This window comes from Candidatus Xianfuyuplasma coldseepsis, assembly GCF_014023125.1.
Taxonomy (GTDB): domain Bacteria; phylum Bacillota_I; class Bacilli_A; order Izemoplasmatales; family Izemoplasmataceae; genus Xianfuyuplasma; species Xianfuyuplasma coldseepsis.
This window is the reverse complement of record NZ_CP048914.1, coordinates 422,001-435,486: the sequence shown is the minus strand read 5'-3', so window position 1 is coordinate 435,486 and position 13,486 is coordinate 422,001. Positions and strand designations below refer to the sequence as shown.

Here is a 13,486-nt window from a genome sequence, read left to right as displayed (position 1 = left end):
CTTCGGAGTCCTGTTTTTCTCCAAGGAGGTGTCCTATGAATTTCAGTTTTAAACGTAATCTGTGGGTTACCATTATCTTGGTAATCGCTATCTTATCACGTATCGGATTTGAATTTGCCATCCGTATTTTTAACGAGGAATTCATTGTCACCGAATTTTTTAATGTGACCTTTCGCTATTCCACAACCTTCTTAGCCTTATTAATTTGGATTCGAATTGTAATCAAGAGTGAATACTCCATCTCGAAACTACCGTGGTTGATTCTACTTGCTGTCGAACCTTTCACTGGACTATTCTTGTTTCTTACCTTTGGACGGGATTACCGTGAAAGTAATCGATACCACGATCATCCACTTGCCATGGACGGTCGGTATCTTGTCCACGAACCCACAACCGATTTTGAACTCTATGAGTATCAAGATATTGATTCAGAAGTTACCGATATCTACAAGACCGCTTTTAATATGACCAAACATCATGCCTATTTAAATGATTCTAAAGCAACCGTTCTAAAGAATGGTGATCGATTCTATCCCACCTTAATACAAGCGTTGCAAGAGGCGGAATCCTTTATCTTCATGCAGTTTTTTATCATCCGTACCGATACAACCGGTAAACGAATCCTTGATATTCTTGCTAAAAAAGCAAACGAAGGCGTCGAAGTAAAATTGTTATACGATGCCGTTGGTAGTGTATTTCTGCACAAGAAATACATTCAATCATTGGCCGCTAGTGGTGTCACCATCGCCAAGATCGATCCAATCCAGTTTGGATTCTTTGATACCAGGGTGAATTACCGTAACCATCGCAAAATCACAATTATCGATGGTACAAAAGGATTCATTGGGGGAATGAACTTAGCTGATGAATACTGGAATAAATCACGCAAGTATCCTCCATTTCGCGATACGCAATTACTTTTAGAAGGTCATGTACTAAACTCCCTTACCGCACTATTTGCCAGAGATTGGTACTATGCAACAGAAGAGTTCATTCAAGACAAACGGTACTATGATGCCCCCCTTATCCATGAAGGAGGAATGATTCAAATTATTCCCAGTGGACCTGATTTTAAATATCCCCCAATCCGTAACGTCTATGTGAAAATGATTAATAACGCGAAACAATCAATCAAAATCATGACCCCCTATATGGCACTTGACCACGAACTGGTTACCTCGCTCATAATAGCCGCACGAGGTGGCGTTGAAGTATCGATTATAGTCCCGGGAAAACCCGATAAAAAGTACATTTATGAAATTACGAGAAGCTTCTTTGAGGAACTCCTTGCTGAAGGTATCAAAATCTATACCTATCCCGATACGTTCACCCATGCCAAAGTATTCATCATCGATGACAATATCGCTTCATGTGGAACCTATAATTTAGATAATCGCAGCGCTCGAATCAACTTTGAAGCCACCGCATTGCTCTTCAAGCAAGGCGTCGACGATTTGGTTGCGGATTACGAGTTAGACCGCTCAAAAGCGAATCTGATTGATCGTGATAAGTGGTCGAAGCGAAACATCGTTGTTCGCTTATACGAGGGCTTAATATCACTTTTCGCACCACTTGTTTAACAAATGAGGCATATCCAAACTGGATTCGCCTCATTTTTTGTATAATAAAGGTAGGTGATCACAATGACATATGAACAAGTCCTACAACAATTACAGCAATTTGGAACCGCACAAAATCGAAAAATATATACCAATCATGGATGTGACATTCCAGTGTTTGGTGTGAGTATGGCCAATTTAAAAAAGATACTCAAACCGATCAAAAAAGATACAAAATTAGGAAAAGAACTATTCTTCAGCGACAATATGGATGCGATATATTTGTCGCAATGGATCGTTGATATTAATGAATTGACCACTGAGGATTTAGAGGATCGTATTCTATATAGTAATTACTATTTATTAATTGAAAATGCCATCCCGACAATCATCGGCCAATCAGCAGTTAGAACCACTGAGATTCTCAATAAATGGTTGCACCATGAAGAACCCCGTTTTCGTCAATCGGCGTACGCACTATATGGACTATATGTAAGTAGTACTCCCGATGAGAAGCTGAACATTGATGAAATTACGAATGAACTTCACTATATTAAAGAGAATATCCATCAAGAAGAAAACCGTGTTCGATACCAAATGAATCAATTTGTCATTTCTGTCGGTGCCTATATTAAATCGCTATTTGAAGTAGCGATGGATACGGCGAATGCCATAGGAACCGTCTCTGTTCAGATGGGTAAGACCGCCTGTAAAGTCCCATTTGCCCCAGAATACTTAGAGAAAATTGAATCGATGAATCGCGTTGGTACAAAGCGTAAACGATGAGTTTACGTTTTTTTTATTGAAATATTTGATAGTATACCGTATAATTTTTCATATATACTTTGAATATCAAAACATAAGGAGATGGATGATGTTTGATCCTGCATTGAAAGAAACCTTTGTTACGTTTGGAGTCAGTCATTTTATTGCTGTAGCGATTATTTTTACAATTGTCGGTCTCATTGTATACAACAAAGATCGCCTCCGGGAATCACGCTATTTGAATGTGATCCGTTACACCCTCGTCATCCTTACGTTAGGACAAGAGGTCTCGCTTAACATTTATCGGATTGTGATGGGTGAATGGGTGATTGCGACCAGTTTACCACTTTAATTATGTGGTCTGGGTATTTTAATGACATCGTATTTATTAATCACAAAAAACGAGAAACTATTTCAAAACATCTTCTTTGTGATGTTGATTGGGGCAACGATGGCGTTGATTACACCGGGAATTGAAGACCGTTTGGGGTTTCCTCACTATCGCTATTTCCAATTTTTCATATCCCACGGGTTGATTGTTATTAACTTCACAGTATTACTATTTGTCTATAACTGGCAGAAGAATATTCGTTATCGTATGTTACTCCATAACTTTGCATCGTTATTGGTAATTGCACTCGTCTTATTAGTAATTAATATCATTACTGGTGGAAACTATATGTACCTCATGGCCAAGCCAGGAGAAGGCACCGCATTTGATTTATTTGGCGTATGGCCCTGGTATTTAGTGAACATCTTCTTCTTTGGAATTCCCGTCTTTTTCCACCTATTTTATCTTCCTTTCTTTGTTAGAGATTATCGTCGACATAAACGAGCATTGGTGTAATGCTCGTTTTTTTACGCAAAATTATCAATATCTTCATTGATTAAAAATTATTTAGAATATAAAATATAATAGTATGACAACAACGGAGGTGTTATTATGAAGCACGCAATTAAGGTTCAGAACCTTTCAAAATCCTACGATGATGTAAAAGCTGTTAAAAACATTAGTTTCACGGTAGAGAGGGATACGTTCTTTGCTTTTTTAGGTCCCAATGGAGCAGGGAAGAGTACAACCATCAACATCATTTCAACCCTCTTAGAGCCCAATCAAGGAAACATTGAAGTATTGGGATATACCCTTGGGAAAGACGATATGAAGATTCGGGAACTAATCGGAGTAGTGTTTCAAACCGCGATGTTGGATGATTTATTAACGGTTCGGGAAAACCTCTCGATTCGTGCGTCGTTTTATAATATCCATAAAGAGGAATTTATTACGCGTCTCAATGAGATTGATGCATATTTAAACATTATGGGTTTTGTCGATCAACGTTATGGGGAGTTGAGTGGAGGCCAACGCCGCAAGGCGGATATTGCTCGGGCGTTATTCAACTGGCCAGAGATTTTGATCTTAGATGAACCTACAACAGGACTTGATCCCAAAAGCCGAAAAGATATCTGGCGCTTAATATCAAAGCTCCGTGATGAGAAAGAAATCACGATTTTCCTTACGACACACTACATGGAAGAAGTTGTCGATGCGAATAAAATCGTCGTGATCGATGAAGGGGAAATAGTTGCCGAAGGAAGTAGTGAAGAACTACGGTTACAATATTCCAGTGATCGCGTCAAAATCATTCCGAAAAACGGACTGGAAGAACGACTACAAAAAGACAGTGTACCTTTTTATAAGGTTAACGACCTAATCAATATTGAGCTGGATTCGTGTTTTGAAGGACTCGATATTATTGAAACCTATAAGGACTACATCTCCGAATTTGAGATTTTACGTGGGGATATGGATGACGTCTTTGTCAATATTACCGGACGAAAGTTGGGTGATGAATAATGACGATTTTGTGGCAACTCGTAATTCGCAATTTAAAACTGTACTTACGTGACCGCGCTGCGGTATTCTTTAGTTTTTTGAGTGTTATCATTATCCTTGCAATGTATATATTATTCCTTGGTAAAATGCAAGTCGATAATCTCAGTAGTGCCTACGACGGCATTGATGGCATCGACTGGTTAGTAGCTACGTGGATTATGGCTGGGATTGTTACCGTTAGTTGTGTTACCGTACCTCTTGGTGCCCTTGGAAAACTAATTGATGATCGTGCGGATAACATCATCAATGACTTTTACACCTCACCAATCAATCGGAACACCTTAGCACTCAGTTATTTAATGAGTGCATGGGTGATTGGATTTATCATGGTGATGTTGAATTTCGTGATTGGACAAGTGTATGTTTTGTCTCAAGGTGGCGAATTTTTAAGTCTATTGCAATATGCACAGATGCTGGGGTTGATGATGTTAATTATTATGACCTTTAGTATTTTCTTCTTCTATTTATCACTGTTCATCCGCACCCAAAATGCCTGGGGTCTATTAAATACACTAATCGGAACATTTATTGGATTCTTAGGAGGAATCTATATCCCCATTGGTGTCCTTGGCGATAACGTTGCCACTGTGATGAATCTACTACCTACTGCCCATGCCGTAACAATTGTCCGTCAGGTCTATATGGCAAAAGCCATTGATTTTGTCTTTGATGGGGTACCCATTGAACATTACAACAACTACGCTCAGTTATACGGTGTCAGCATCACCATCAATGGCTATGAAATGCAGAACTGGCAAATGATTGTATCATTGATTGTATTCATGGTTATTTTCTATGTTCTAACGATTCTGAAATTACGAAATACAAAATTATAAGAATTCATATAATATCCATAACTCTTTAGTACAATGAACTTGAGGTGATAAAGTGAAACTATTCAAAAAGAAACCCGTGGAACAAGAAATCGATCCACGGACGCCAATTGAAAAGCAATTTGAAGAAAAAGGTCAAAAAATTGGACGGAAAACCGGTACGTTTGTGCAACGCGCTGTCAATAAAGTTCAACATGTTAAACAAAAACTTGAAGATGACGGAACAATGGATAAATTACGAAACATCAGTGATAAGATTGATGACAAGATTGATGCGACTGTTGATAAAGTTGCCAAAAAAGGAAAGCAATTATCCACCAAGGTCAAAGCAAAAAAACAAGCAAATGAACCGGAAGAAGAACTTTTCTACGACTAAATCAAACCAAAAGATGCATGGGCAACCATGCATCTTTTTTTGTTTTACATATTTTCGTTTGACTTTCGATAATTTGTACGATACTATGAAATTAATCGAAAACGATTTCGATTAAGAAAGTAGAGGATTATAATGAAACGAGTTATTTCTATGTTTATGGTTATATTAACCATGGCTATCTTAACAGCATGTGATGATACAACAACCCTTGAATGTGGGGAAGGAACGACGAACGAAAATGGGGTTTGTGTAGCGATTGAAGATGATACTGAAGAAACCGAAGATGCGGTTGTATGTACGAATGAAACGGGATTACATACCGTCCCTGGCGGGAGCCCATCAACCATTTCTGAGTGGTTGAACTGGAATTTTATTGGCGGACATTTAGTAACCGATCCGGATAATGCATGGATTATTGATTATGGTGCTGCGATCTTTAATGTTAAAACAACATCGTCCCGTCCATGGGAAGGATCATTCACCCAATCTGGAATGTTTTTAGAAGCGGGTTGTGAATATACCTTTGAGTTTACGTTACGTACTGAATCACCAAATATCAAACCCAATGTCATTGTCTTTGGTGAAAACACCAGTGGAACAAGTTTCTTTGAAGAAACGGTTGATTTGGACATCAATAGTACAACGTATTCATTTACCGTAGAACCAACTACTAGTGATTATGTATCAACCGGTGTCTATTTCGCAAATAGTCGCGGTGTTGTAATTATTGAAAACGTTCAGATTGAACGCAATCCAATCGGAACAACAGGAACCGAATAAGAAAGATGGTCTTTGCACCATCTTTTTTTTGAGTTCATTGGTGTAAATTTCTCGATTCTTGTACTATAATTAGAGTGGAGGTGCGAAGATGAAACGATATGTTTTAACGTTACAATCCATAACAAATAGTAAGGACTATTACACATTTCGATTTGATAAACCAAACGGTCTTTCATTTGAACCAGGACAATACGGTGTTTTTCTTCATGTGGATAAGGACATTGAAGGTCGACGGATGCGCGCATTTACCTTTGCTTCAGACCCAACGGACAAAGTTTTAGAAATTTCCACAATCATCGTTGATGAACCATCGGACTTTAAAGCAAAAATGAAAGCCTTACAACCAGGGGATACGATGACGGTTGATGGACCGATGGGACGGTTTACCTTAGATCCTGATGAAGAAGCTGTGTTTATTACAACTGGAATTGGAATTACTCCTGTTGCAAGCATTGCAACTGGTCGTATACCGAAACCGATGACGCTACATTATCATGAAGCAGAAGACAATCATTTGTACACAGACCGTTTTGATAACGAGCATCTGACAGTACATTTATATTCGTCATTACAGGAGATGACATCCGCGATTAAACATAATCACAACATACAGGCAATGTACTATATTTCAGGTCCAATGTCATTTGTTGGAAAGATAACCGAATTGTTACAAACCATTGGCATTGATAAAGACCATATGAAATCCGAACGATTTACCGGATATTAGGAGACACTATGAAAACCATTGATAACTACAAGATGATTACCACCAAAAAAGGTGACACGGGAACAACCAAAAACTACTCCAATGTGCGGATGGATAAGACGGATATCTTATTTGATACGTTAGGTCATATTGATGAATTGTCAAGCATGCTTGGGTTGGTCTTTCATTACAGTGAGTACAAAGACAAAATCCAAACGATTCAACTGGATTTACAACACATCAATTCGTTGCTCGCAACGAATCCGAGTGATTCACATTATGAGAATCTGATTGCGATTACAAGTGACGACATCGATCGAATCGAAGCCTGGGAACAACACCTATTAGATACCTGTGAGATCGAACGACGGTTTGTCCTACCGGGGAGTGAATCCTCAAAAGAGGGAGCTTATCTAGATGTGGCTCGTAGTATTTCACGACGCGTGGAACGGGCGTTATTGCAATTTGTCAAAGCGACGAAACGACAGGACTTATCTGATGTACTAGCCTACGCCAATCGATTAAGTGATTTATTGTTTATTATGGCACGCAGTGTTGATAAGAAAAAATAGCCTTGCGGCTATTTTTTTTGTACTTCATCAAGGTCTTCGAGGTTGATGAACATCTTGATGTATTCGACAGCGTTGCCGATGATGGAAGCAACAGCAATGAATAAGAAAATATATTTAAATAAAGTCGGGAGAAAATCAAGTTCGAATCCGTCGATAATAACGGAGTTGAAGACGTTGCTTGTTGCGAGGATGATAAATATAATTGCGCCATATACGGCAAGGATGAGTTCGAGGGTTTTGGTTGTCAGGTTTTTGCGCTGAGCGTATAAGTAATATATGTGAAGTAGTATTGTGGCAAACCAACCAACATTTAATAAGGGGACTAGTTTGTCGAAATTATTATTGAATAACGGACGAACTTGGCCATCGAAGTAGATACCGATTAAGCCAGGACGTAGGTTGATGATGTAGAGCATAGCCACAAGAATTAAGATGGTGAAGATCGATTCAAAATAGGACATCTTAAATACTTTTGCGGGTAATTTGGGAAGAAGTTCCGGTTTGAAGGTATGTTCTTCGATATCAAACTTAGGTTGTAGATAGCGTTCGATTAATGCGAAAATGATAAAGATCATCCCAATTGAAATCATTAGTGCATATAGTGCATTGGGAATCATATAGGCAAGATTTAATAAGAAGTCCATCGCCGAAAAGTCGGGTTCTTCCATGACAAATGCCAGGCTATCGGCAAACAATAGTACTAATGGTAATGTAATCGATACAATCTTCATCACAAGCATCATGATGGGTTCCATTTGCTTACTGATGATTGGTCCTCGTTCATTGTAGCGGGATGCGACGTCGCGTGGTTCGCCAAATTCAATAATAATGGAACGTAAGGCATCGTCTTTATCGGGGTTGTCGCTTTGATCGAGTTGATCCAGTAGTAAGGACCGAAGTTCATTGATTGTTTCTTCGCGTTCTTTTAACGGCAGATAGCGTTTGATTTGATATAAATAGCGTTCGAGTAAATCCATGGTTATTCCTCCTTCAGCAATCGTGATACGGTTTCATGATTGGTGTTATAAATAGTAGTTAGTTCATCTAAGATGTCATGGCCTAATTCGGAGAGTTGATAGTATTTCCGGGGACGGGGATCCATAACTTCCCAGGTGGATGTTAAGAGTTCGTATTTGTCGAGACGTCGTAATAAGGGATATAATGTATTTTGATCAATGCGTAAGCCTTTGTCGTTTAGCGATTCAACTAAACTATATCCATAGTGTTTTTGTTTTAACTGGGATAGGACTGCAAGAACCAATGTCCCTTTACGAAGTTCGGCATCTAGGTTTTTGAGTAGGTCGGTTTTATTCACTGGCATCACCTCATCTTCAGTATACTGTATGCCGTACAGTATTGTCAAGTGTAAAATATTATTTTCTGTGTTGTTACATAGTAACAAATTCTTTAATTTCTAATTGAAGGTATCAAAAACAAACCAAAAACGGTATAATGGTCGTATGGGTGGTGTTCCTATGAACTTTTTTGGCTACTTAAAACGCGATAAACTGATTCGGGAAACATTGATTTTCCTTGTTTTGTTATGGGTTTTAATCTCATTGATGTTTTGGTATGGGATTCGTTTATATAGTCAGATCAATTATAATAGCCAACAAGAAAGTACGTATGACATGTTGGAACATCATGCTGAAGATTTATACAATACGTCAATAAGTTTTCAGTCGTTTGTATTATCGTCGGAGAATATTACCCTTGAAGAGTTTCAACAGTATTGGTCGTACTTATCCTCGCATAATAGTGAAATTGATTATGTAACGTATGCCCCAGCTGGTGTGATTGAATATGCATCACCCGTCAACTATATGACAGAGTTTGAGGGTGTGGATTTGATTCAGTCGTTCTCAGTGAGTGAACGTGCCGATTTTGTCGAAGCACAATCGAATAGTGATATGTTTGTCATATTTGATGAGAATAACAACTATATGACGATTCATACACCGATTATGGATGAGGATGAATTTGTCGGATTGTTCAGTGTTCATTACAATCTCGATGAGTATCTTAATAAACTATATTTTACCAATGAAAAAAGCGATGTCCGACTTCTTCTTGAAGATCATGAGTTACTTTCAGGTACCGGGGACTTCCGTGAAGAATTAATGCTTCATGTACATGGACTTGATTTTACCCTAAGTACGAACTATACAAACGATCAGTATAGCATGTTACATCAGAGTTTAATCATTATAATGTCTGCTTCCTTTATGACATTTGGGGTTATCTTCTTCTTGGTCTTTAACAATCAAAAACGAATGAGTGAATACATGGCGTATATGGAGTATTCGGAAGCGTATAGTCTCACCACCGATTTGAAGAATCGGAATTCACTCGTAAAGGATTTTAATCATTTAGCCTCAACAACAGAGGGATTCTATTTTGCCTATGGCGTCTTTAACAATATCAAGTTCATCAATTATAAATATGGATACGTCATCGGTGAAGGCCTTGTCAAGGAAGCAATTCGGTTGATTAGCGGTGTTATTCGTGAAGGTACTGAGATGTATCATCTTGGTGGCGATGAATATGCCTTCTTGTTAAACAGTACAATGAAAGCAGAAGTAAGAAACATCTTACAACGGGTTCTTCGAGTCTTTGATCGCGATATTGTCATCAAGAAAATTCGAACGAATATATCGTTGTCCCTTGGTGTTGTTTATTATCCAACACAAGGACAAACGATGGAAGAATTGATTAAAAATGCCCACTTGGCCTTAAGCCAATCGAGTATTATCAATAGTAATAACTTTGCGTTCTTTGATAAGCGGACGATGTCCGACTTAATTGGAAATCAAGACTTTGATATCTTTGTCAGTAAACTACAGCTAACGAATTTTGATACCTATATGATGCCGATGTTAGATGTTACGACGAATAAGATTGTTGGCTTTGAATGTTTGAGTCGCGCGTTTAATGAGTTTAATGAGATGCTCGATACCGGGGCAATCGTCAACAGTTTGGAACGCAGTGGCCGTATTGAAGAGTTGGATGTTTATGTCTTCCAACGCGTCCTAACATATATGAAAGAACTGAACATTGTCGATCCCAAAAATGATTTATTCTTAAGTGTCAATGTATCCGCATTATCGTTTAACGATTCGTTTGTTCAACGTGTTATAAAATTATTTAAAGAGTCTAAACTAAATCATGGGACGATTGTATTAGAACTCACAGAAAGTTATAAAGTGGAAGATTATGACTATCTAATTCGTTTATTTAAACGGTTGGATCGCGCTGGAATTAAAACGGCAATTGATGATTTCGGTAGTGGGTATTCATCCATCAGTTATATTTCGAAGTTCCCGATTTATATGATAAAAGTCGATAAGGCCTACGTTCGAGATTATGAAATTAATGAGTTTAACCGTACCTTATTCCTTACGCTTCAAAGTATTGTGAAAGTCCTAGAATGTCGGATGGTCGCCGAAGGTGTTGACGATCCGGAGACTTTGGATTTCCTTCGCGAAAACGACGGTGAATGGTATCAAGGATTCCTATATTCCAAAGGCGTACCATTCGAAGAAGCAGTGAAAATGTATCTCGATTCCAAAACAAAAAAAATCAAGTAATAGAAAGAGGACAAAAATGAGTGATAAAATTGCGATTGTAGCGTGTTCCAATTCATGTTTAGACTATTTTGATTATGATTATGAGATTCCCATTTTCAGGTCTACCCTGCATTTAGGCGATGAGGATTATCTCGATTATGTTGATATATCAGCCGATGATTTTTACCAGCGTTTAGAACAAGATAAATCGATTTTCCCTAGTAGTAGTTACATGCCTTTAGGACAAATGATTGAGATTTATGAAGATCTTGTCAAAAAAGGATACAACAAAGCAATTGTGATTTCGATATCAGCGAAGATGTCAGGAATCTACAATGCAGCCCAAATGGCAGCGAACGAAGTCGAGGAACTGGATGTTACCGTATTTGATTCAAAAACGTTGGCTTATCCGCAAGCAAAAATGGCCTTAACAGCATCCAAGATGGCTGAAGAAGGACAAAGTGTCGAATCAATTATCAATGAGCTGGCGTACATCCGTGACAACAATCGAGTATACTTTGCCGTAAACACATTAACGTATCTGGTTAAGAATGGACGGTTATCGAATGCCAGTGGGTTTATTGGAAACACCCTAAAAATTAAACCGCTGTTGACGATTAGTCCCGATGGTGCAGTCGAAACCGTCGAAAAAATCCGTACGTTTAAAAAAGCAGTAGAAGCCGTATTGGATCGCTATTTTGACGAAACCGCAGGACATAATGTTGAACCATTTGTGATTCATGCGAATAATCCTGAGGTTCGGGATTACATCATTAATCGTTTACAAGAAGCTGATCCATCACTAAAAGATGTATTCTCGATGCCTCTTACAGCAGTTGTTGGTGCTCACGCGGGACCCAAGACGATTGGTCTAGGATACTACATAAAAAAATAGCCACAAGTTGTGGCTATTATTTTTTTTGAAAATAGTTATTGTGTTTTACACAGTAATATGATATTCTTTATTTGTGCAATACACAGTAAAGGAGGTATGTTGTGAATACACAATTCAAAAAAGGAATCATTGAACTTTGTGTTTTGAAGATTGTCAGTATGAAAGACATGTATGGCTTTGAAGTCATTGAGACGATATCAAAAGAGATTGAAGTAAATGAGAATACCATCTATCCAATCTTACGACGATTAACAAAACAAGGGTATTTTGAGACGTATAAGAAAGTAGTACAAGTTGGCGCTCCACGAAAGTACTATAAACTAACCGATACTGGAGCAAAGCAACTTGCGGAATACGAACAAGAATGGGGCGATTTTCTTGCCAGTGTGACACGAATATTAGGAGGTAGTATGGTATGAAAGATCAATATCTAAATCGCTTAAAAACTCTGTTAAGTGAGTACGTCATGGACGAACAGGAAATGGCGGACATCCTTCAAGATTACGATGAGATGTATGATAATTATAAAGACTATGGTATGCAGGATAACGAGATTGAAGACAAACTTGGTTCGCCAGAAAAAATCATTGGTGACTTAACCGACGGTTATATCAAAAAGGTGCAAATCAAAGAACAGAAACAAGAATCAAAACGGACAAAGATTATTGCGATTAGTCCATTTGTGGCCTTGGTACTATTTTTTGTTGGTGGATTTGGCTTTGGTTGGTGGGCGTATTCTTGGACCGCATTCTTATTAATTCCAATGGTCGCGATCATTAGTGAAATGGCGGGACAGGATAAACATGTATTTGTTGCACTAAGTCCGTTCATTGCATTGATTGGCTTTGGAATTCTAGGTTTTGGCTATGAGTTGTGGCATCCTGGATGGTTGATATTCTTAATTATTCCAGTGATTGCAATTACAACCGATGCCAAAGGTATGTCATTCCTAGAATATCTCACGGCGATTTCAACGTTTATCGCATTACCAATCTATTTCCTTTATTTTGGTCCCCAGGATATGTGGGTACCAGGATGGTTAATCTTCTTGATGATTCCGATTATTGGTGCGTTAAATGAAACCAATAAACTGCGAATGTTCATTTTAGAATTCTTAATTATTGGTGGCGCAGTAGCGTATGTCTATATCGGTGAAACCTATCAAGCATATGATTGGGCGCTATTAGCCTTTGTCCCAATTGCTGTCTACGGATTATTCTCAACAGAAAACAAATTCTTTGATATGCCCCGCGAGTACCGTCTATTGGTATTGGTTCTCGCCGCAGGTTATGTCGCTGCCGGATTAATTGGTAATCTCATCGATTATAATTTATGGGGATATGCATGGTTATTATTCTTGTTAATCCCAGTCTATGCAATTACAAAAGAAACAAATGGAAATGAACGGGCGATTGCGATTACCCCATTCATTGCGGTGTTTATCTTCTACAGCCTTGGTTATTTCTTTGGCTGGTGGGCCTTCTCATGGCTCGCATTCTTACTCATTCCAGTTGTCGCAATCTTAAAAGAGGCCTAGCCT

14 protein-coding genes and 1 pseudogene are annotated in these 13,486 nt (G+C 38.4%); 13 read left to right on the top strand and 2 right to left on the bottom strand.

Annotated features, from left to right (window positions below):
* Positions 1-35: 35 nt before the first annotated feature.
* From cls to G4Z02_RS01905, 9 genes and pseudogenes are all read left to right on the top strand, one after another.
* Positions 36-1,580, top strand: coding sequence for a cardiolipin synthase (gene cls, locus G4Z02_RS01950; protein ID WP_258878177.1), 1,545 nt, complete (start codon positions 36-38; stop codon positions 1,578-1,580).
* 63 nt (positions 1,581-1,643) lie between these two features.
* Positions 1,644-2,345 (top strand): DNA alkylation repair protein, encoded by a 702-nt coding sequence (locus G4Z02_RS01945; protein ID WP_258878175.1) that lies wholly within the window; start codon positions 1,644-1,646, stop codon positions 2,343-2,345.
* A gap of 85 nt (positions 2,346-2,430) precedes the next feature.
* Positions 2,431-3,171: pseudogene (locus tag G4Z02_RS09660) on the top strand (YwaF family protein).
* 96 nt (positions 3,172-3,267) lie between these two features.
* Positions 3,268-4,179 carry an ABC transporter ATP-binding protein gene (locus G4Z02_RS01930; RefSeq protein WP_258878172.1) on the top strand — a complete coding sequence of 304 codons (912 nt, stop codon included), beginning with the start codon at positions 3,268-3,270 and terminating at the stop codon, positions 4,177-4,179.
* On the top strand, positions 4,179-5,054 hold the full coding sequence (locus tag G4Z02_RS01925) for an ABC transporter permease (protein WP_258878171.1): 876 nt from the start codon (positions 4,179-4,181) through the stop codon (positions 5,052-5,054). The genes G4Z02_RS01930 and G4Z02_RS01925 overlap by 1 nt, the downstream gene beginning before the upstream one ends.
* 52 nt (positions 5,055-5,106) lie before the next feature.
* Entirely contained in the window at positions 5,107-5,427 is a 321-nt protein-coding gene (locus tag G4Z02_RS01920; protein WP_258878170.1) for a hypothetical protein, read from the top strand.
* 132 nt (positions 5,428-5,559) lie between these two features.
* On the top strand, positions 5,560-6,207 hold the full coding sequence (locus tag G4Z02_RS01915; protein ID WP_258878169.1) for a hypothetical protein: 648 nt from the start codon (positions 5,560-5,562) through the stop codon (positions 6,205-6,207).
* A gap of 88 nt (positions 6,208-6,295) precedes the next feature.
* The gene (locus G4Z02_RS01910) at positions 6,296-6,934 is read left to right on the top strand and encodes an FAD-dependent oxidoreductase (RefSeq protein ID WP_258878168.1); all 639 of its coding nucleotides are present in this window, start codon (positions 6,296-6,298) and stop codon (positions 6,932-6,934) included.
* An 8-nt stretch (positions 6,935-6,942) separates the two neighbouring features.
* On the top strand, positions 6,943-7,485 hold the full coding sequence (locus G4Z02_RS01905) for a cob(I)yrinic acid a,c-diamide adenosyltransferase (protein WP_258878167.1): 543 nt from the start codon (positions 6,943-6,945) through the stop codon (positions 7,483-7,485).
* A gap of 8 nt (positions 7,486-7,493) precedes the next feature.
* Here G4Z02_RS01905 and G4Z02_RS01900 read toward each other — a convergent pair whose 3' ends face one another.
* Together G4Z02_RS01900 and G4Z02_RS01895 are read right to left on the bottom strand one after the other, a co-directional pair.
* Positions 7,494-8,462, bottom strand: a complete 969-nt coding sequence (locus G4Z02_RS01900; protein WP_258878166.1) for an HAAS signaling domain-containing protein — start codon at positions 8,460-8,462, stop codon at positions 7,494-7,496.
* A 2-nt stretch (positions 8,463-8,464) separates the two neighbouring features.
* Positions 8,465-8,806: a PadR family transcriptional regulator gene (locus G4Z02_RS01895; protein WP_258878165.1), complete on the bottom strand. Its 342-nt coding sequence runs from the start codon at positions 8,804-8,806 to the stop codon at positions 8,465-8,467.
* Positions 8,807-8,960: 154 nt separating this feature from the next.
* Here G4Z02_RS01895 and G4Z02_RS01890 point away from each other — a divergent pair, with 154 nt between their 5' ends.
* From G4Z02_RS01890 to G4Z02_RS01875, 4 genes are all read left to right on the top strand, one after another.
* Positions 8,961-11,072 (top strand): GGDEF and EAL domain-containing protein, encoded by a 2,112-nt coding sequence (locus G4Z02_RS01890; protein ID WP_258878164.1) that lies wholly within the window; start codon positions 8,961-8,963, stop codon positions 11,070-11,072.
* Between the two features lie 16 nt (positions 11,073-11,088).
* Positions 11,089-11,946, top strand: coding sequence for a DegV family protein (locus G4Z02_RS01885; RefSeq protein WP_258878163.1), 858 nt, complete (start codon positions 11,089-11,091; stop codon positions 11,944-11,946).
* 101 nt (positions 11,947-12,047) lie between these two features.
* Complete coding sequence (locus tag G4Z02_RS01880) at positions 12,048-12,365, top strand: PadR family transcriptional regulator (protein ID WP_258878162.1); 318 nt, start codon at positions 12,048-12,050, stop codon at positions 12,363-12,365.
* Positions 12,362-13,483, top strand: coding sequence for a DUF1700 domain-containing protein (locus G4Z02_RS01875; RefSeq protein ID WP_258878161.1), 1,122 nt, complete (start codon positions 12,362-12,364; stop codon positions 13,481-13,483). The genes G4Z02_RS01880 and G4Z02_RS01875 overlap by 4 nt, the downstream gene beginning before the upstream one ends.
* The last annotated feature ends 3 nt before the right edge of the window (positions 13,484-13,486 follow it).